The organism is Pseudomonas sp. UBA7500, assembly GCF_002478435.1.
Taxonomy (GTDB): Bacteria; Pseudomonadota; Gammaproteobacteria; order Pseudomonadales; family Pseudomonadaceae; genus Aquipseudomonas; species Aquipseudomonas palmensis.
This window is the reverse complement of record NZ_DLNW01000003.1, coordinates 14,958-33,614: the sequence shown is the minus strand read 5'-3', so window position 1 is coordinate 33,614 and position 18,657 is coordinate 14,958. Positions and strand designations below refer to the sequence as shown.

Below are 18,657 nucleotides of genomic sequence, written 5' to 3'. Positions count from 1 at the left end.
TGTCAGGAACTGCCCCGCCGGTTGCTGTCCAAACCCGGGTCGCGCCGCGCCCGCGCGCCCTGCACGGGGCTATACTCTGCGGCTGAATTTTACAATCGGACTACAAGGACTCGCCCATGAAAGCGTTCGGCAAAATCCTGGGGCTGGTGATACTCGGGTTGTTGCTGATCATTGTGGCGCTGGGCTTTGCCCTGACCCACCTCTTCGATCCCAACGACTACAAAGACGAGATCCGCCAGCTGGCACGCGACAAGGCCCACGTCGAGCTGACGCTCAACGGCGACATCGGCTGGAGCCTGTTCCCGTGGCTGGGGCTGGAACTGCACGAGGCGAGCATCGCCACGCTCAACAATCCCAAGGTGCCATTCGCCGACCTGCAGATGCTCGGCCTGTCGGTGCGCGTACTGCCGCTGCTGCGCCGTGAAGTGCAGATGAGCGACGTGCGCGTCGAGGGCCTTAACCTGACCCTGGCCCGCGACGAACACGGCCACGGCAACTGGGAAGACATCGGCAAGCCGCTGCCGGCCGCCACCCCGGCTGCACCGGCCGAAGGCAGCGCCGGCACACCCGCCCCAGGCGAGGCCCCGGCCAAGCCGGCCGCCGCCGAGCGCCCGGTCAAGCTGGACATCGACAGCCTCACCGTGAACAACGCCAAGGTGCAGTACAGCGATGCGCAAAGCGGCCAGAGCTTCAGCGCCGAGAGCATCCAGCTGAGCACCGGCGCGGTTCACGAAGGGGTCAACATTCCGCTGACCATGACCGCCTTCTTCAGCGCTGGCCAGCCGGCCCTGCGCGCCCGCACCGAGCTCAAGGGCGAACTGCGCTTCGACCGTGCGCTCAAGCGCTACCAGTTCGAAGACATGAAGCTCAGCGGCGAAGCCTCCGGCGAGCCGCTGCAGGGCAAGACCATGACCTTCGCCGCCCAGGGCCAGTTGCTGGTGGACATGGCCGCGAACGTCGCCGAATGGAACGGCCTGAAGCTGTCGGCCAACCAGCTGCGCGCCCTGGGCGAGCTGAACGTGCGTGACCTGAACAGCACGCCCAAGCTCACCGGCGGCCTGTCCATCGCCCAGCTCGACCTGCGCACGTTCCTCGACAGCGTCGGCGTGGCAGTGCCACCGATGGCCGATGCCGCCACCCTGGGCAAGTTCGAGCTGGTCAGCCGCCTGGAAGGCAGCCCCACCCGCCTGGCTCTGGAAGACCTGGCAGTGAAGCTCGACGACAGCACCTTCACCGGCCGCCTGGCGGTGGATGACTTCGCCAAGCAGGCCCTGCGCGTGCAGCTAAAAGCCGACACGTTCAATGCCGACCGCTACCTGCCGGCCAAGAGCGAGGCCGCCACCGGCGCCAAGGCCGCGCGCCAGGCCGAGGTGCAGCAGAACGAAGCCGGCGCGCTGGCAGGAGCCGGCACCACACCGCTGCCGGACGCACCCACCAAGACCGCCTGGAGCACCGACAAGCTGCTGCCGGTGGACCGCCTGCGCGTACTCGACCTGCAGGCAGACCTGAGCTTCGGCGTGCTCACCCTTGAACAGCTGCCTATCCAGAACGCCGTGCTCAAGGCCCGTGGCCAGAGTGGCCTGATCACCCTGGACACCCTGCAGGGCGGCCTCTACAACGGCGACTTCGCTACCAAGGGCACCCTCGACGTGCGCCCTGCGGTACCGCAGATCGGCCTGAGTACCCAGGTCAACCGCGTACCGGTGGAGCACTTCATCAAGAGCCAGACCGACACCCCGCCGGTCAAGGGCCTGCTGACCCTGAGCAGCAACCTGACCGGCAGCGGCAACAGCCAGAAGGCGCTGATCGACACCCTCAATGGCAACGCCAGCTTCGTCATCAACAACGGTGTGCTGGTCAATGCCAACCTCGAGCAGCAGCTGTGCCAGGGCATCGCCACCCTCAACCGCAAGGCCCTGAGCGGCGAACCACGCGGCAAGGACACCCCGTTCCAGGAACTCAAGGGCAGCCTGGTGCTGCGCAACGGCGTGGCCAGCAACCCGGACCTGAAGGTGCGCATCCCGGGCCTGACCGTCAACGGCCACGGCGACCTCGACCTGCGTGTGCTGGGCATGGACTACCGCGTGGGCGTGATCGTCGAGGGCGACAAGCGCGACATGCCCGACCCGGCCTGCCAGGTCAACGAGCGCTACGTGGGGCTGGAATTCCCGCTGCGCTGCCGTGGCCCGCTGGAGCTGGGTGCCAAGGCCTGCCGCGTGGACAAGGACGGCCTGGGCAAGCTGGCCGGCAAGGCGCTGGGCAACAAGCTGCAGGAAAAGCTCAACGAAAAGCTGGGTGACAAGGTCAGTCCCGAACTCAAAGACGCACTCAAGGGCCTGTTCAAACGATGAATCCCGAGCAGTTTTCCAGCGCCGTGCTGGAATGGTACGACCGTAACGGCCGCCACGACCTGCCCTGGCAACAGGGCATCACCCCGTACCGGGTGTGGGTGTCGGAGATCATGCTGCAACAGACCCAGGTGAGCACCGTACTCAACTACTTCGGGCGCTTCATGGAAGCCCTGCCCAGCGTCGAGGCCCTGGCCGCGGCGCCGGAGGACGAGGTGCTGCACCTGTGGACCGGGCTGGGCTACTACACCCGCGCGCGCAACCTGCAGAAGACCGCGAAGATCGTGGTGGAGCAGTACGCCGGCCAATTCCCGCGCGATGTCGAGAAGCTCACCGAGCTGCCCGGCATCGGCCTGTCCACTGCCGGGGCAATCGCCAGTATCAGCATGGGCCTGCGTGCGCCGATCCTGGACGGCAACGTCAAGCGCGTGCTGGCCCGCTACACCGCGCAGGAAGGCTACCCGGGCGAGCCCAAGGTGGCCAAGGCGCTGTGGGCCAACGCCGAGCGCTTTACCCCCCACAGCCGGGTCAACCACTACACCCAGGCGATGATGGACCTGGGCGCCACCCTGTGCACGCGCAGCAAGCCCAGTTGCCTGCTGTGCCCGCTGGAGCGCGGCTGCGAGGCGCACATGCTCGGCCAGGAGATCCGCTACCCGATCCCCAAGCCGCGCAAGACCCTGCCCCAGCGCAGCACACTGATGCCGCTGCTGGCCAACAACGAGGGCGCCATCCTGCTGTACCGGCGCCCGTCCAGCGGCCTGTGGGGCGGTTTGTGGAGCCTGCCGGAGCTGGACAGCCTCGACGACCTGAAACACCTGGCCGAGCAGCACGGGGTGAACCTGGGCGAGCCCGTGGCGCTGGACAGCCTGACCCACACCTTCAGCCACTTCCAGCTGGCGATCCAACCCTGGCTGGTGCCGGTGGCCCCCCAGGGTGACCACGTGGCCGAGGCCGACTGGCTCTGGTATAACCTCGCCACCCCGCCGCGCCTGGGCCTTGCTGCCCCGGTCAAGAAACTGCTCAAACGCGCGGCCCACGTATTGAATGCAGGAGAGTCGTCATGACCCGCACCGTAATGTGCCGCAAGTACAAAGAAGAGCTGCCTGGCCTGGAGCGCCCGCCGTATCCCGGCGCCAAGGGCCAGGACATTTTCGAGCATATCTCGCAGAAGGCCTGGGCCGACTGGCAGAAGGAACAGACCATGCTGATCAACGAGAAGCGCCTGAACATGATGAACGCCGAGGACCGCAAGTACCTCCAGGGCGAGATGGACAAGTTCTTCTCCGGCGAAGAATACGAGAAGGCCGAAGGCTACGTGCCGCCTGCCGAATAACCCCGGAAATTCGTAAGCGACGGAATTAATTTAATAAATTTTCAAAAAGTCGTTGACGCAAATCCGAAAAACGCTTTTAATGCGCCCCGTTGCCCAGATAGCTCAGTCGGTAGAGCAGGGGATTGAAAATCCCCGTGTCGGCGGTTCGATTCCGTCTCTGGGCACCACTAATACCGAAAAGCCCCAAGCGAAGTGATTCCTTGGGGTTTTTTATTGCCTGCGATTTGGTGCTCGCCAGGTCGTCACCTTCGCCGGCCAGGCCGGCGCCTACCAGGGTTCATGGATGAAAAGGCTTGTGATGACGGCGCTTGCGCTGGTGTGCCTGAACGGTTGCGTCGGCTTCAAGTCCGCCTCGCCCCAGACCCGCGTCGAAAAGACCGACACCTACCGCCAGCTGCTCGGCCGTGATATCACCCCGCACATCACCCGCACCGAACGTTCCGAAGCCACTCGGGAATGGTGCGGCATCAGCCTGTGGCTGGTGGTGCTGCCCGTGCCGCTGAAGCTGCCGGTGTGCTCGACCTACACCGAAGCCGCGTTCGGCCACGACAGGTTCGGCGACGAGCGCGTGCTGATGTACACCACCCATAGCGTCGACAAGAACCCCTACCTCAATGCCTGCGGCCCGTTCATGTTCCTGGCGCCGATCATGCACGGCTATGAAGGCAATGCGCTGTGCGGGCGGCTGCCCTAGCGGCACGCCCCTGCTGCACGCGGCGACACAGGCTTGGGTTTGCCGAGGGAGTGAGGTTCAATAGCGCCACGCATCACCTTCTTTCAAGGATTACCCGCAATGGCTTCCAGCAGCAAACAGCAAAAACGCGCCAAGCGCGCCGCCAGCAAGGCCCGCGAAAACCGCATGGTACGCAGCGGCCAGGCGGTCAAGAGCAGCGGCGAGAGCGCCAGCGCCAGCGTCGAGCAGGTGTTCACCAAGGCCATGGAATCGGGCAGCTACACCGCGCTGTTCGAAAAAATGAAACAGGCCCAGGACACCGGCCTGGCCTCGATGATTGCCGTGTTCCTGGTCGACCCGCTGCTGGCCCTGGTGCTCAAGGGGCACAAGGAAGAACACTCCACCGACTACATCTGCAAGGTGTTCTGCGCCTACCGCCACTGGCTGGACGGCACCGAAGAGGCCCAAGCGATGCAGTGGCTGGAGAGCGACGAGTTCCAGGACGCCTATGTGCAGGCCTCGGAGATCGTCTCCAAGCAGAAGAAATTCGGTTGAGCAACGACCCGGGCTGCGCCGCAGCCCAGGGCCGGCAAAACCCCCGGATGCTGTGCAACCGGTCAAAAACGGCTTTCCAGCATCGGCCAAAACTGGCACCATCGCGCCTTTTTTCATCACGGCTACGGCCCGTGGAAATGGGGCGCGCGGTCATCCGCGCGACAGTCCGCTGCATCGATGCGACACCCACCTGCCCACAGGCCCTTCGCCCCGCCCGCCGTTGTTGGCTGTCGTTCGAGCGCTATGCTAGCGTTGCGCCTCGCCAGGAAGGCCGACAACAGCAGGCACGCACCAGAACTCAAGAGGACCGCACATGGCCCAGGCCACGCCCGCGCTGGAAATCCGCAACCTGCACAAGCGCTACGGCGCGCAGGAGATTCTCAAGGGCATTTCGCTGACCGCCCGCGACGGCGACGTGATTTCGATCCTGGGGTCGTCCGGTTCCGGCAAGTCCACCTTGCTGCGCTGCATCAACCTGCTGGAAAACCCCCACGAAGGCCAGATCCTGGTCGCCGGTGAAGAGCTCAGGCTCAAGGCCGGCAAGAACGGCGAACTGATCGCCGCCGACAACAGGCAGATCAACCGCCTGCGCAGCGAGATCGGCTTCGTGTTCCAGAACTTCAACCTGTGGCCGCACATGAGCGTGCTCGACAACATCATCGAGGCGCCGCGCCGCGTGCTCGGCCAGAGCAAGGCCGAGGCCATCGAGCACGCCGAGGCGCTGCTGGACAAGGTCGGCATCCACAACAAGCGCCACAGCTACCCGGCCGAACTCTCCGGCGGCCAGCAGCAGCGTGCCGCCATTGCGCGCACCCTGGCGATGAAGCCCAAGGTCATTCTGTTCGACGAGCCCACCTCGGCGCTGGACCCGGAAATGGTCCAGGAAGTGCTCAACGTGATCCGCGCGCTGGCCGAAGAAGGCCGTACCATGCTACTGGTTACCCATGAAATGAGCTTCGCCCGGCAGGTGTCCAGTGAAGTCATCTTCCTGCACCAGGGCCTGGTGGAAGAGCAAGGATCGCCGCAGCAGGTTTTCGAAAACCCGAACTCGGCGCGTTGTAAACAATTCATGTCCAGCAACCGCTAACGGAGCAACACGCATGCAGAACTACAAGAAATTCCTCCTGGCCGCTGCCGCCACCCTGGTGTTCTCGGCCAACGCCATGGCCGCCGAAAAGCTGAAAATGGGCATCGAAGCGGCCTACCCGCCCTTCAACAACAAGGATGCCAGCGGCCAGGTCGTAGGCTTCGACAAGGACATCGGCGACGCCCTGTGCGCCAAGATGAAGGTCGAATGCGAAGTGGTCACCTCCGACTGGGACGGCATCATCCCGGCTCTGAACGCCAAGAAATTCGACTTCCTGATCTCGTCGCTGTCGATCACCGACGAGCGCAAGCAGGCCGTTGACTTCACCGACCCGTACTACTCCAACAAGCAGCAGTTCATCGCCCCGAAAAACGTCGACTTCAAGACCGACCGCGCCTCGCTCAAGGGCAAGACCATCGGTACCCAGCGCGCCACCCAGGCCGCGACCTGGCTGGACGACAACGGCGGCATGGACGGCGACTTCAAGGTCAACCTGTACGACGGCCAGGAAAACGCCTACCTGGACCTGACCTCCGGCCGCCTGGACGCCATCCTGGCCGACAAGTACGCCAACTACGACTGGCTCAAGTCCGATGCCGGCAAGAACTACGAGTTCAAGGGCGACCCGGTCAACGAGAGCGACAAGGTCGGCATTGCCGTGCGCAAGGGTGACACCCAGCTGCGCGACAGGCTGAACGCCGCCCTCAAGGAAATCGTTGCCGACGGCACCTACAAGAAGATCAACGACAAGTACTTCCCTTTCAGCATCTATTGATTCGCCCGACCGGCACCGCCCCTGCGGCGGTGCCCGTCCCTGAACAAGCCTGCCCATGAATATTGATCTCTACGGATTCGGTCCGGCCCTGGCGGCTGGCACCCTGATGACCGTGCAACTGGCGCTGTCGGCCCTGTGCCTGGGGCTGGTGCTGGGGTTGCTCGGCGCCCTGGCCAAGACCTCGCCGTACAAGCCGCTGCAGTGGCTTGGCGGTTTCTACTCGACCCTGGTGCGCGGCGTGCCCGAGCTGCTGTGGGTGTTGCTGATCTACTTCGGCACCGTCAGCCTGATGAGCAAGCTGGGCGACCTCCTGAATATTCCCGGCCTTGAGCTGAGCGCCTTTTCTGCCGGCGTGATCGCTCTGGGCCTTTGCTTCGGTGCCTATGCCACCGAAGTGTTCCGTGGCGCGATCCTGGCCATCCCCAAGGGCCACCGCGAAGCGGGCCTGGCCCTGGGGCTATCCAAGGCGCGGATCTTCTCGCGGCTGATCCTGCCGCAGATGTGGCGCATCGCCCTGCCCGGCCTGGGCAACCTGTTCATGATCCTGATGAAGGACACCGCGCTGGTGTCGGTGATCGGCCTTGAAGAGATCATGCGCCACTCACAGGTGGCCGTGACCGTTACCAAGCAGCCGTTCACCTTCTACATGGTGGCGGCAATCATCTACCTGGGCCTGACCATCCTTGCGATGATCGGCATGCACTTCCTGGAAAAACGCGCCGCACGCGGCTTCGCGAGGGCCAACCAATGAACTGGGAAGTGATCATCAAGTGGCTGCCACGCCTGGCCCAGGGCGCGACCCTGACCCTGGAGCTGGTGGCCATCGCGGTCATCGCCGGGCTGATCCTGGCCATCCCGCTGGGCATCGCCCGCTCCTCGCGCCACTGGTATGTGCGCGCGCTGCCGTATGGCTACATCTTCTTCTTCCGTGGCACGCCGCTGCTGGTGCAGCTGTTTCTGGTGTACTACGGCATGGCGCAGTTCGAGATCGTGCGCAACAGCGCCCTGTGGCCGTACCTGCGCGATCCGTTCTGGTGCACCGTGCTGACCATGACCCTGCACACCGCCGCCTACATCGCCGAGATCCTGCGGGGCGCGCTGCAGGCCATCCCGCGCGGGGAGATCGAGGCGGCGCGGGCGCTGGGCATGTCCCGGGCCAAGGCGCTGTTCTACATCATGCTGCCGCGCGCGGCGCGCATCGGCCTGCCGGCCTACAGCAACGAAGTGATCCTGATGCTCAAGGCCAGCGCCCTGGCCAGTACCGTGACCCTGCTGGAACTGACCGGCATGGCACGCACGATCATCGCGCGCACCTACCTGCCGGTGGAGATCTTCTTTGCCGCCGGCCTGTTCTACCTGCTGATCTCGTTCCTGCTGGTGCAGGGCTTCAAGGTGCTCGAGCGCTGGTTGCGGGTCGATGCCTGCCAGGGCCGCTGAGGTACTGCAGGGCGAGCCACTGCATAGCCGCTTCCAGGCCCTTAACAGCTTTTTGCTGGAGCACCAGGGCCTGTGGCGGCCGCGGCCGTTTACCCAGCTGCACCTGCCGTGGGAGCGCGAGCACCCCGCCCTGAGCCACTGGCTGCGCCAGCGGCCGCTGAGCGAGGCCGACACCCCGCCTGAACATGCCCCCGCACCTTATCCACAGCTGGCCGCGCAGTGCCAGGCGCTGTCGGCGGTGGGCGAGTTATCCACAATCGAGCTGGCCACTGCCAACGCGCGCCTGAACGTGGACGTGCCAGGGCGCAAATGGCAGCAGATCGAGGCCTTTGCCGGGCGCCTTGATTTTGCCCGCCAGCCCACGCACTGGCTGGACTGGTGTGCGGGCAAGGGGCACCTGGGCCGGCGCCTGCTGGGCCCGGCGCAGCAACTGACCTGCCTGGAATACGACCCCGCGCTGGTGTTGGCCGGCGAACAGCTCAGCCAGCACCATCACCTGCCTGCGGAGCATCGCCTGCAGGACGTGATGGCCGCCGATGCTGCCACCCAGCTGGGCAGCCAGCACACCGCCGTTGCGCTGCATGCCTGCGGCGACCTGCACGTGCGCCTGATGCAACTGGCCAGCGCTGGCGGCTGCCGTCAGCTGGCGATTGCGCCGTGCTGCTACAACCGTATCAGCACAGCGCACTACCAAGCGTTATCCACAGCCGCTCAAGCTTCGACGTTGAGCCTGTCGGTCGACGACCTGGGCCTGCCGCTGAGCGAAACCGTCACCGCCGGCAACCGCGTGCGCCGCCAGCGTGACGCGTCGATGGCGCGGCGCCTGGGCTTCGACCTGCTGCAACGCGAGGTTCGCGGCTGCGACAGCTACCTGCCCACCCCTTCGCTGCCCAGCCACTGGCTGCACAAGCCCTTCGCCCAGTACTGCCAGGACCTGGCCGAACTCAAGGGGCTGCAGGTGACGGGTGCGCCCGATTGGGCGGCACTGGAACAGGCTGGCTGGGCGCGACTGGCCCGGGTGCGCAACCTTGAACAGGTGCGCAACCTGTTCCGCCGCCCGCTGGAGCTATGGCTGGTGTTGGATCGCGCACTGTACCTGGGCGAACAGGGCTTCGAGGTGCGCCTTGGCAGCTTCTGCCCCTACCCTCTCACGCCGCGGAATCTGATGCTTTTGGCAGAGCGCGGTTGACGCGCAAACCTGTGGATAAGTCTGTGCGCAACATTTTGATGAATCGCTGAAAAAGCCGCCCGACAAGGGCTGGCGACAGCTGGTCATTTTTTGTTCACCTTCTAAACCTGAGCAAAAACAGCCATTTGCGCAAAGACGAACGGGCTGGCCACTGGCGATGCACTACGCGCCGAGTTGGCATGCAGCTTGTGCATAAGCATTTTCGCGAATGGCTCTAAGAACTGCGATCAGGCCAGTTTCAGCAGGCCCATGCCGCCCAGCAGAAGCAGCAGGCCAAGCCAGCCGCGACCGGCCAGGCGCTGGCCGAACAGGGCCCAGCCCATGGCCACGGTGGCAAGAATGCCGAAGCCGCCCCAGATGGCGTAGGCCATCGACAGGGGGATGTCCTTGACCGCCTGGGCCAGCGCCGTGAAGGCAGCCAGCACGCAGACGATCGACGCCGCTGCGACCCAGCGCTTGCGCAGGCCGTCGGAGTACTTGAGCAGCAGGTTGGCGAGCACTTCGAGCACGATGGCCAGTGCCAACCAGGCAAAGGGGATCACTTGCAGGCTCAGCATGGCAGGGCCTCCCCGGTGGTTTCACGGCGGGCACTGCGGGTACCGGACTTGATCAGCAGGATACCCGCGATCATCACGCCCAGGCCCAGGGCCTTGAGCAGGCCGATGCTTTCACCCAGCCAGGTGACGCTGACCACGGTGATCAGCACGATGCCGATGCCTTCCCACAGGGCGTAGGCCACACCCAGCGGCACGCGCTTCACGGCGAGCGCGAGGAAGCCGTAGGACAGGCCGATCATGGCGTACATGAGGGCGTGACCGAGAATCGGCGAATGATCGGCGGCGAATTTCATCGACGTGGTACCGATCACTTCGGCCACGATGGCGATGAACAGATAGATCCAGGAACGCATGGTGCCCTCCCATGGGCATTACGAAAAACGCGAGGGGCTGACGGGAGCGTCAGCGAAAAAGCCGGGGTTTGGGAGGGTGGCGCTAGAGGTCGCCGGTCCAGTGACGTTCACGGGAAACCAGGCGGGAGGTGAGGAGCGGCAACGCTTGAGTGTTCAACATAATGCACAACAAATTAGCTGAGGGCATTGTGTAAGTCAAATCGATAGAGAATGACTAATGAATTTTGCTGCGGATTGTTCGTTATTTGGTGAAAGCCCCTGAAAGGTGGTTGCAAGGCCCGTAAATTATAATTCCCAAATCCGGCGTAGCCTGTAAGGCCCAATCGCGGGTCAAGCCCGCTCCCACAAGGTTGGCGGCGATCCCTGTGGGAGCGGGCCTGACCCGCGAAGGCCGCAACGCTGACCCCGCCCCCCCTGCGAGTCAAATCGCCACACCACCTCATCCCACACAAATTAATTATTGTACTGCGATAATTTTTGCTCAATAATCCGCCCCGTTCAAACCAGACCAAGGAAAAACCATGAACAGCAAAACAGTGGCCTACGCACGCTCGCGTCTGCGTGCAATCGGTGCCTTTGCGGCGTTGCTGGCGTGGGGTACGGCGCTGGCCGAATTTGGCTGCAATGCCTGGTTCTGGCTTTTCGACCGGCACGACGTGCTGGCCGCCTACCTGCAAAGCTTCGCCGACCAGATGCCCCTGCTGGTGGCGCCGGGCTTCCAGCCCAGCGTCCTGGCCCAGGCACTGGTCATCACCCTGGACATGATCCCGGCCAGCCTGTCGGTATTGGCCCTGTACCTCACCGGCCTGTTCTTCATCCGCCTGTCACGCGGGCAGACGTGGACGGCCTCCAACATCAAGCTGCTGTGGTGGGTGGGCCTGCTGTGCATCGGCCTGCCGTTGCTGTGGCCGGTGATCGCCACCTTGCAGGGCCTGGCCTTCTGCATCGACCTGCCGCCAGGCGAAAGGAGCTTCAGCGTGGGGATCGGTGTATCATCCGCGGCGGTTTACGAGATCATGAAGGGCATATTGCTGTGTGCCTTCTCCCTCCTCATGCGTGACGCCAAGACCATCAGCGATGAACACAACTGTTATGTCTAGCCTAGCCCCATGCCGATAATCATCAGGCTCGACGTCGTGATGGCCCGGAACAAGATCCGTTCCAAGGACCTGGCCGAGATTATTGGCATTACCGAAGCTAACTTATCGTTGCTGAAGAACGGCAAGATCAAGGGTTTCAAGATCGAGACCCTGGAGAAGCTGTGTCGCGCGCTGAAGTGCCAGCCGGGAGACCTGCTGGAATTCAGCGAGGACTGAACAAGGAACACCCTCTCGTGAGCATCACCTTTCACTGGCGCGCAGCGCTGCTGCTGGCCGCCGGCCTGCTGGGCGGCTGTGGGCCGAGCTACACCTATCGCTATTCGCCACCGCCGAGCCAGCACGGCATGCAATGCATCAGCGCGTGCTCGCAACAGCGCAACTACTGCGGGCAACTGGCACGCATGCAGGACAACGCCAACCAGGCCCTGTACCAGTCCGAGATGCGCAGTTACCAGTACTGCCAGCAGGGCAAGAGCAAGAAGGATGCGCGGCGCAGTTGCTACTACCCGAGCTACCCCTACAGCGCGGGCCTGTCGAGTGATTGCGGGCGCGAGTACGACCAGTGCTACCAGGGTTGTGGCGGCACGATTCACCGGATATTGAACAAGGACTGACGGCTTGCGGGCCGCATGATGCAATCGGGAAAACACACATGACCATGAACACCTTCAACACCATCGCCCTGGTGGCCTTTGCCCTGCTGCTGGGTGGCTGTGCCGGTGGGCACGCCAGCCGCGGCGACAGCCTTGCGGGCTGGGACATGCCGCAGATGCAGGTGCTGGGCGACAATGGCCTGCCGGCGCAGCCGCATCGCTACGTGAAATGCGGCAAGCGTGGCTGCCATGAACAGAAGCCGATGCTGTTCGACCCGGCCAAGGCCGAACCGACTGCCGAAAGCCTGCATCGCGGGTGGTAGTAGAAGGGCTGCAGGCCACGTGAACCGTGGCCTTGCGCAAGATTGAGCGGAAGTGGTTTACAGAACCAAACCGATCGCTATAATAGCGCCCCTATGCCGGTATAGCTCAGTTGGTAGAGCAACTGACTTGTAATCAGTAGGTCCCGGGTTCGACTCCTGGTGCCGGCACCATCACAAGGTTGCAGAGACAGTTTTCAGTGTTTCTGAAACCCCCGAAAAACCCGCCTTTTGGCGGGTTTTTCGTTTTGGCGTTCCATCGGTTTCCGTCAGAAACTGGTGGATTCCAACCGTTTTAGGGGTAGTGTTAGAGGTAAGGTAATTCGATAAAGGGGGAGTACCCTTATGTCGCGGACCACTGCTCCACTCTCCGATTCGGCTTGCCGCTCAGCCAAGCCCACCGACCGCGCCTACAAGCTTTTCGACGGCGATGGCCTCTATCTTCTAGTCCAACCCAATGGCCGTAAAGGCTGGCGTCTCAGGTATGTAAAACCTGATGGCCGCGAAGGACTGACCTCGTTCGGCAGCTACCCCGTGGTCGGCCTCGCCAATGCTCGCAACAAGCGCCTGGAGGTCAAGCGGATGCTGGCGAAAGGCATCGACCCCATCGAGTCCAAACACCAAGCCAAGACACAAGCCTCAATCCGAGGCCGAACCTTTGAGAACGCAGCCTTGGACTGGCACAAAGCGATGTCTGCCAAGTGGGCTCCGGGCCATGCCAAGACAGTCCTGAGCCGTCTCAAAACCCATGTTTTTCCACTAATCGGTGATCGCGCTATTGGCGACCTAGACACTCACGACTTGATGCAACCTCTGGAAGCAATCCAGAAGCGTGGCACGATTGACGTCGCGTTAAGGGTACAAAACTACCTGCAAAGCATCATGCGCGAGGCGAAGCGTGCTCGACAGATCGCGGCAAACCCTGCCTCCGATCTTGAAGGTTTGATCAAAGCCCCGAGGGTTGTTCACCGCCCAGCGTTACCCTTATCGCGTCTGCCTGAATTGCAGGAGCGCATTGAGGGTTATAACGGCCGCGTACTTACCCGGCTGACGGCCATGCTCTCGCTGCATGTGTTTGTCCGCTCCAGTGAACTGCGCTTTGCCCGTTGGAACGAGTTTGACCTCAAGCGCGGCACCTGGGAGATTCCCGACACCCGTCCCGCGTTGGACGGCGTCCCCTTTTCCACAAGGGGTACAAAAATGGCCGGGGATATCCATCTTGTACCCTTATCGCAGCAAGCCGTGTCCCTGCTTGAACAGATCCACGTCCTCACCGGTAAATTCGACCTGGTGTTTGCAGGCGATACCAAGCCCTGGAAACCCATGTCTGAAAACACGGTGAACAGCGCGCTTCGAAAGATGGGCTACGACACCAAAACCGAAATCTGCGGCCATGGCTTTCGTTCGATGGCCTGCAGCGCACTGATCGAATCAGGATTGTGGTCGGAGACAGCCATTGAACGGCAGATGAGCCACAAGGAGCGCAACAACGTCCGCGCCGCTTACATTCACAAGGCCGAGTTTATCGAGGAGCGCAGGCTGATCATGAACTGGTGGAGCCGGTACCTGGAGGCCAACCGGCAGGAGCATGTCACTCCACACGAATTCGCGAACCAGACCGGAGCGAACGTCACTCGCCTAAAAGCAAAACGTGGCGCAACTGAGTAAGCGCTCGGTCTTCATACCTCAGTGATCCGCTTGTCCACGCGGGTCCATCCAAACAGGGCTGCAAAGCCGCCCTGTTTGGATGGACCTCACTTAAAAAATCAAAAGCCCGCGCAACTGTCTGTGGAAAACCACTGATTTCCACCGGTGGATAATTTCATCCACAGCCGCAGAACTCCCGATAATTAGAGCCTTGATCCGAATTATCCACAGGTGTAGAAATGATCGGGCAAAGCGCTGTCGTTGACAGCAACCCAGGTAGCCAGAACCTTTAAGGCTACGCCACACCGTGGTGGTTCTCCCAAAGTGCGATTAGCGTCCGGCGGCTCGCACGGTCACAGCGATGTGATGGATGCCTACTTTTATCAGTGTGCCCACTGCGGCAACTCATCCCCTTTCATAGCTGCCCTGCAGCAACCTATCCGCTTGGCCATTCCCGTGCGCCAACCTGCGTCCGTCTCTTTCTCCCGGAAAGAGACGGGCGCTCCTACCACTGCTGCAGCCCAACTCGTACAAGGCTTTGCGGCATTCCCCCTCGTGACAATCGGCGTGACAAACACCGAAGTCACCAGCAACAGCGATGCGGATGATGGTGCCGCAGCCCACGGAATGGACTGCACCTGACTGACAGTCAGGTGTGCCCCTGTCATCGCTTCACTGCCTTCACTCGACTCAGGATCTCGCGACATTGGCCCCGTCAGCCAATGCAGCCTCCACCCGCCCACCGGTATTCGGTGTTCAGGAGGCCAGATCATGAGATGCCCAAGCTCCCGGTCGTAAAGAGCCGTCAGTCCCGCGTTAGTGGACAATCCTCACAGGTCGCAGGGGCCTTGATCCCTGATAACACTCAACACTCTTGGCGGGATGACGTGGGGAAAGGCTTGAAAGGGCTTGGCTACGAGAGGAGTTTGATCATGGCGTTGGTGGGTAAACGAGATGGGCGGAATTTTGGCTATGGCCGGCAAATGAGCTATGCCGGGCCGCAGGCATTGCGCGATCTGTTTGGCGGCGGACATTACGGCACGGTCAAGGCGCACAGTGATCGCTGGCAGGCGTTTGTTCGGTGGTGTCGCTCGGAGGATGGACCAGGATTTAACGATGCACGGCAAATTGATCGGCAGACCTTGCTGGAATACGCCGGATATCTGCGTCAGCAAGTTGAACAAAGCGCTATAGGCATCGCCACCGCGCAAAACCGATTGTCTAGCGTGAACCGGACCATGGCGGCGCTTCGCGGTGATCAGTATGTGAAAGTGCCGAGTCCAAGCAAGGCGTTGGGAATGCGGCGCACCAGTGTTCGTCAATCGGTGCCGCAAGGCCAAGACCGCGAACATGTGAAACGGATCGTTGACGTACTCTGCGAACACCAAATGCCACGCGCCGCCGCCATCGTGCACTTGGCGCGAGCCGCCGGAATGCGCTTACGCGAGGCCATTTGGCCGACCTTCCTCGACTGCAACGGGAAGCCGAGCAACTCGGGAGGATCAACATCCGGGACGGCACCAAAGGTGGCCCTCGGCCCCTCGGTGGATAACGGTGGATGAGCACATCCGCGACGCACTGGCATTCGCCCTTCAAGTCTCGCCTGACGGTAGCCGCAACCAATTAGCTCAGCACGAAAGCTACCGTGATTTCCAACAGGTACTCGTTCGCCCCGCACGGGAGACTCTCCATAAACACAACCTCAAAGGCTTTCATGAACTACGGGCAGCCTTTGCATGCGAACGCTATGAGCAAATCACCCAGCATCCTGCGCCCATCAACGGTGGCAGTTGTTACCAGCTCGACCGACACCTCGATCAGGAGGCCCAAGCACAAATCAGCTATGAGTTAGGGCACGGTCGTATCGACGTAGTTTCTGCTTACATGGGGAGCAGAGCATGAGTAAGGCATTCGATATGGAGCTGTTCCTGGCGGGCGTCCTGACTGGATCTCATTCCACGCGCCAACGCCATCTGCGTCAGGCGAAGGCTATCCAAACAGCAATAGCTGATCGCTGGCAACGCGATAATCCTTGGACGTGGCAGCAAAAGCATCTCGCATGGTTTCTAAGCCAACGCGTGAACCGAAACGCCGAATCGACGCGCTATTACTACCTACTGACCGTGCGGTTGCTTGTCCATCGCTTGAGAAAGTCCTGGCACTTCGACCCTAGGCAAGACGAGAAACAGGTCATCCGTGATTCCTCAGGTAGTTCTACGAAACCAAGACCAATCCCCTTACGCTCCTCGAAATGCAACCACGGGCTGTAATCGCTTAAAAGCCTGAAGCAGAACGAATGGGCATTAGAACCATCTATTTTCGGTTTCAGACACCGAAGCTTACGTCGGCACAGCAGGCGTACGAAGAAAGATCAAACCAAAGCGGGACTTGCTTCTGAACACACGACAAGCGAGGATCTAAGGAAGGCACACTGCCATCACACAAGGAAGGATCCAATGCCCTATCAGTACGATATCGTTTGCTTGGCTAACTCGTGGAAGCACGGTGGACGCTGTATCGCCGGGAAGGTTTACTCCGGACCGTATGCCGGACGGTGGATCAGGCCAGTTGGTCGTACGGCGGGGCAGCGACAGATTCAATTCCCTGAGATGGATTACGGTCAAGGTCAATACGCCTCTGTTCGTGACATCATTCGAATCGAATTTTCAGGTCGCGAACAAGGCACCTTCCAAGGTGAAAATATGATCATCTCGGGCGCGAGATGGACTAAAGTCGGAGAAATCCAGAATTCTGAGATTGGTAACTGGTTGGATCAGCCTGATACCCTCTGGGAAAACGGAAGCAGGAGCCATTATGGCTTGAATGACAAAATTGATAGGGCTATGTTGCAAGAGCCTAGGACGTCACTCTGTCTGATCAATCCTCAGAATCCGCGGGTTCGAGTAGGGCCCGAGCACAACGGAGACATCAAAGTCAGAGTGCTATTTGAATACAACGGAGTTGAACACGCCCTAACCGCTACGGATGCTCAAATTCAAGCGGAATATCGAGGTAGAAACTACGGAACCTATGAACTTACAAATGTTCGAGGTATGACGATCAGCCTGGGCGAGAGATTGCCTGCGGAGATCGGGGATAGCTACAAACTAGTAGCCCACGTATTTTGAGGCCGCAGATGAAAATATTCACAATCGGATTCACGGAAAAAAAAGCTGAGCGTTTTTTTGCATTAATCAAGCTTTCAGGGACAAAACGAATTGTAGACGTCCGCTTGAACAACGTATCTCAGCTCTCCGGATTTGCAAAAAAAGATGATCTAAAATATTTTCTAAAAGAAATTTGCGACGTCGATTACGTTCACATCCCAGATCTTGCACCGACCAAAGAAATTTTATCGCCATACCAGAAAAAAGAAATTTCCTGGCAACAATATGAGGAAAAATTTCTCAATCTCATGTCGAAGCGAAACATAGAGAAACACGTAAAGCTAGATATAATTAACGAAGGTTGTTTACTCTGCAGTGAACACCTCCCACATCAATGCCATCGTCGCTTAGTGGCAAACTATCTAAAAGAGGCGTGGGGTAAATCTGATGCAACTGTCAAAGATCTAGTATGAGTAAAGAGGCAAAAATATTAATCGCGTATCCTAGCGACTTTCTTTCGTATTCAAAATTCGAAAGAAAAGTTGAGAAAATTCTCAGCTCTCTTGAAAAGGTAGAACTGCTTTATATTCGCGACGAAAACAATTTCATTTGCGACTATTCGAAGTCGAAAGGCTTCCAGGCGACGTGTTTTACTTCAGACGAAGCTGCCTTGGATAAGGTAACACATGCAATTCTGTTTCAAGACGAAGAGAGAAATTGCTTTTTCACTCTATTCAATCAGTTGCTTGATAAAAAAATACCAATACGGACTATAAACTTAAAGATTACCAAAGTCTCAAATAAAGATTCAGGCGAGCGCTATGATGTTTACATCGGGAGGGGGACTTTATGGGGAAACCCCTATCAAATGGGCATAGAGGGTACACGCGAAGAGGTAATCGCTAAGTTTTCTTATGATTTTGAAAAGCGCTTTCTCAAACTGCCTGAACAGTTTGATGTGAACATTGAGAAGCTCAGAGGTAAGACGCTAGGTTGTCATTGCAAGCCAGCAGCTTGCCACGGGGATGTCATCGCAAAGTATCTCAACTCGCAAGATGACGGCGAATAACGATCACCAGTATAGATATAATTTAAAGGTCAGCGTGTAGTCGCGCTGACTCCGCCTTTTAGCTGATTCCATTACGTCCTCCTGAAAAACAGATCAGAAGGTGTAAACATTATTCAGGACGGGACAGAGAGAAAAAATAAATCAGTCCCCTTTTCGCCCTTGTACGCCTTGATACCGGTATTTGTAGGCGCAGCAGAGCTATTAGGGTTTGAACATTTTGACGAGGAACTTACATCCTTGCCTCGATCGGTTTGAGGCTCTTCCGCAACATTTCCTTTAGGGAAAGCTCAAAATGTCAACGGCAGGCGAGAAACCTGCCAACGTATGATCCATCGAGCTAAAAATCTTGAAAATCACAATCGGCCATAAGCAGGCAGTAGACTATATGGTGGCGTTGAGCTATCGTCTGGATGGTCCGTACCTAGGAGAAGGTGCCCATGCTTCTCACAAAAATAAGCTATACATAACCCTACCAGAATAAGCACGAAGAAAATAATGTACTCTTTAATAA

General features: G+C 59.9%; 21 protein-coding genes, 2 tRNA genes and 1 pseudogene. 22 read left to right on the top strand and 2 right to left on the bottom strand.

Annotation, left to right across the window (positions count from 1 at the left end):
• The first annotated feature begins 116 nt into the window (after nucleotides 1–116).
• From B4I46_RS03085 to B4I46_RS03035, 11 genes are all read left to right on the top strand, one after another.
• Nucleotides 117–2,351: an AsmA family protein gene (locus B4I46_RS03085; protein WP_286898603.1), complete on the top strand. Its 2,235-nt coding sequence runs from the start codon at nucleotides 117–119 to the stop codon at nucleotides 2,349–2,351.
• On the top strand, nucleotides 2,348–3,415 hold the full coding sequence (gene mutY / locus B4I46_RS03080; protein WP_286898601.1) for an A/G-specific adenine glycosylase: 1,068 nt from the start codon (nucleotides 2,348–2,350) through the stop codon (nucleotides 3,413–3,415). The genes B4I46_RS03085 and mutY overlap by 4 nt, the downstream gene beginning before the upstream one ends.
• Nucleotides 3,412–3,684, top strand: coding sequence for an oxidative damage protection protein (locus tag B4I46_RS03075; protein WP_043862214.1), 273 nt, complete (start codon nucleotides 3,412–3,414; stop codon nucleotides 3,682–3,684). Before mutY ends, B4I46_RS03075 begins: the two co-directional genes overlap by 4 nt.
• A gap of 91 nt (nucleotides 3,685–3,775) precedes the next feature.
• Nucleotides 3,776–3,851 (top strand) — tRNA-Phe (locus B4I46_RS03070).
• Nucleotides 3,852–3,967: 116 nt separating this feature from the next.
• On the top strand, nucleotides 3,968–4,378 hold the full coding sequence (locus B4I46_RS03065; protein WP_054915790.1) for a hypothetical protein: 411 nt from the start codon (nucleotides 3,968–3,970) through the stop codon (nucleotides 4,376–4,378).
• Nucleotides 4,379–4,477: 99 nt separating this feature from the next.
• Nucleotides 4,478–4,912, top strand: coding sequence for a hypothetical protein (locus B4I46_RS03060; protein ID WP_043862216.1), 435 nt, complete (start codon nucleotides 4,478–4,480; stop codon nucleotides 4,910–4,912).
• A gap of 313 nt (nucleotides 4,913–5,225) precedes the next feature.
• On the top strand, nucleotides 5,226–5,999 hold the full coding sequence (locus B4I46_RS03055; protein WP_088514664.1) for an ABC transporter ATP-binding protein: 774 nt from the start codon (nucleotides 5,226–5,228) through the stop codon (nucleotides 5,997–5,999).
• 13 nt (nucleotides 6,000–6,012) lie between these two features.
• Nucleotides 6,013–6,774: an ABC transporter substrate-binding protein gene (locus B4I46_RS03050; RefSeq protein WP_043862218.1), complete on the top strand. Its 762-nt coding sequence runs from the start codon at nucleotides 6,013–6,015 to the stop codon at nucleotides 6,772–6,774.
• 55 nt (nucleotides 6,775–6,829) lie between these two features.
• Nucleotides 6,830–7,525, top strand: coding sequence for an ABC transporter permease (locus B4I46_RS03045; protein WP_054915792.1), 696 nt, complete (start codon nucleotides 6,830–6,832; stop codon nucleotides 7,523–7,525).
• Nucleotides 7,522–8,211 (top strand): ABC transporter permease, encoded by a 690-nt coding sequence (locus B4I46_RS03040; RefSeq protein ID WP_043862220.1) that lies wholly within the window; start codon nucleotides 7,522–7,524, stop codon nucleotides 8,209–8,211. The genes B4I46_RS03045 and B4I46_RS03040 overlap by 4 nt, the downstream gene beginning before the upstream one ends.
• Nucleotides 8,192–9,400 carry a methyltransferase gene (locus B4I46_RS03035; RefSeq protein WP_286898595.1) on the top strand — a complete coding sequence of 403 codons (1,209 nt, stop codon included), beginning with the start codon at nucleotides 8,192–8,194 and terminating at the stop codon, nucleotides 9,398–9,400. The genes B4I46_RS03040 and B4I46_RS03035 overlap by 20 nt, the downstream gene beginning before the upstream one ends.
• Before the next feature lie 227 nt (nucleotides 9,401–9,627).
• Here the strand turns inward: B4I46_RS03035 and mdtI are convergent, their stop codons facing one another.
• Nucleotides 9,628–9,957 (bottom strand): multidrug/spermidine efflux SMR transporter subunit MdtI, encoded by a 330-nt coding sequence (mdtI, locus tag B4I46_RS03030; RefSeq protein WP_043862222.1) that lies wholly within the window; start codon nucleotides 9,955–9,957, stop codon nucleotides 9,628–9,630.
• Nucleotides 9,951–10,310, bottom strand: coding sequence for a multidrug/spermidine efflux SMR transporter subunit MdtJ (locus B4I46_RS03025; protein WP_043862223.1), 360 nt, complete (start codon nucleotides 10,308–10,310; stop codon nucleotides 9,951–9,953). The genes mdtI and B4I46_RS03025 overlap by 7 nt, the downstream gene beginning before the upstream one ends.
• A gap of 521 nt (nucleotides 10,311–10,831) precedes the next feature.
• Between B4I46_RS03025 and B4I46_RS03020 the strand changes: the two genes are divergently transcribed.
• The 11 genes and pseudogenes from B4I46_RS03020 to B4I46_RS02970 all read left to right on the top strand — a co-directional run bounded on the left by B4I46_RS03020 (nucleotide 10,832) and on the right by B4I46_RS02970 (nucleotide 18,146).
• Nucleotides 10,832–11,410 (top strand): hypothetical protein, encoded by a 579-nt coding sequence (locus tag B4I46_RS03020; RefSeq protein ID WP_043862224.1) that lies wholly within the window; start codon nucleotides 10,832–10,834, stop codon nucleotides 11,408–11,410.
• A gap of 9 nt (nucleotides 11,411–11,419) precedes the next feature.
• Nucleotides 11,420–11,626 carry a helix-turn-helix domain-containing protein gene (locus tag B4I46_RS03015; RefSeq protein ID WP_043862225.1) on the top strand — a complete coding sequence of 69 codons (207 nt, stop codon included), beginning with the start codon at nucleotides 11,420–11,422 and terminating at the stop codon, nucleotides 11,624–11,626.
• 17 nt (nucleotides 11,627–11,643) lie between these two features.
• Nucleotides 11,644–12,024 (top strand): hypothetical protein, encoded by a 381-nt coding sequence (locus B4I46_RS03010; RefSeq protein WP_043862226.1) that lies wholly within the window; start codon nucleotides 11,644–11,646, stop codon nucleotides 12,022–12,024.
• A gap of 38 nt (nucleotides 12,025–12,062) precedes the next feature.
• Nucleotides 12,063–12,326 carry a hypothetical protein gene (locus B4I46_RS03005; protein WP_054915796.1) on the top strand — a complete coding sequence of 88 codons (264 nt, stop codon included), beginning with the start codon at nucleotides 12,063–12,065 and terminating at the stop codon, nucleotides 12,324–12,326.
• 95 nt (nucleotides 12,327–12,421) lie between these two features.
• A tRNA-Thr gene (locus B4I46_RS03000) sits at nucleotides 12,422–12,497 on the top strand.
• A gap of 171 nt (nucleotides 12,498–12,668) precedes the next feature.
• Nucleotides 12,669–13,991 carry a tyrosine-type recombinase/integrase gene (locus B4I46_RS02995; protein ID WP_286898590.1) on the top strand — a complete coding sequence of 441 codons (1,323 nt, stop codon included), beginning with the start codon at nucleotides 12,669–12,671 and terminating at the stop codon, nucleotides 13,989–13,991.
• Nucleotides 13,992–14,902: 911 nt separating this feature from the next.
• Nucleotides 14,903–15,872, top strand: a pseudogene (locus B4I46_RS02990) (integrase domain-containing protein).
• Nucleotides 15,869–16,240, top strand: a complete 372-nt coding sequence (locus B4I46_RS02985) for a hypothetical protein (protein WP_286898588.1) — start codon at nucleotides 15,869–15,871, stop codon at nucleotides 16,238–16,240. The pseudogene B4I46_RS02990 and the gene B4I46_RS02985 overlap by 4 nt, the downstream one beginning before the upstream one ends.
• 186 nt (nucleotides 16,241–16,426) lie before the next feature.
• Nucleotides 16,427–17,098 (top strand): dual OB domain-containing protein, encoded by a 672-nt coding sequence (locus tag B4I46_RS02980; RefSeq protein WP_286898587.1) that lies wholly within the window; start codon nucleotides 16,427–16,429, stop codon nucleotides 17,096–17,098.
• 8 nt (nucleotides 17,099–17,106) lie between these two features.
• Complete coding sequence (locus B4I46_RS02975; protein ID WP_286898586.1) at nucleotides 17,107–17,550, top strand: DUF488 family protein; 444 nt, start codon at nucleotides 17,107–17,109, stop codon at nucleotides 17,548–17,550.
• The gene (locus B4I46_RS02970) at nucleotides 17,547–18,146 is read left to right on the top strand and encodes a DUF4326 domain-containing protein (RefSeq protein WP_286898584.1); all 600 of its coding nucleotides are present in this window, start codon (nucleotides 17,547–17,549) and stop codon (nucleotides 18,144–18,146) included. The genes B4I46_RS02975 and B4I46_RS02970 overlap by 4 nt, the downstream gene beginning before the upstream one ends.
• The last annotated feature ends 511 nt before the right edge of the window (nucleotides 18,147–18,657 follow it).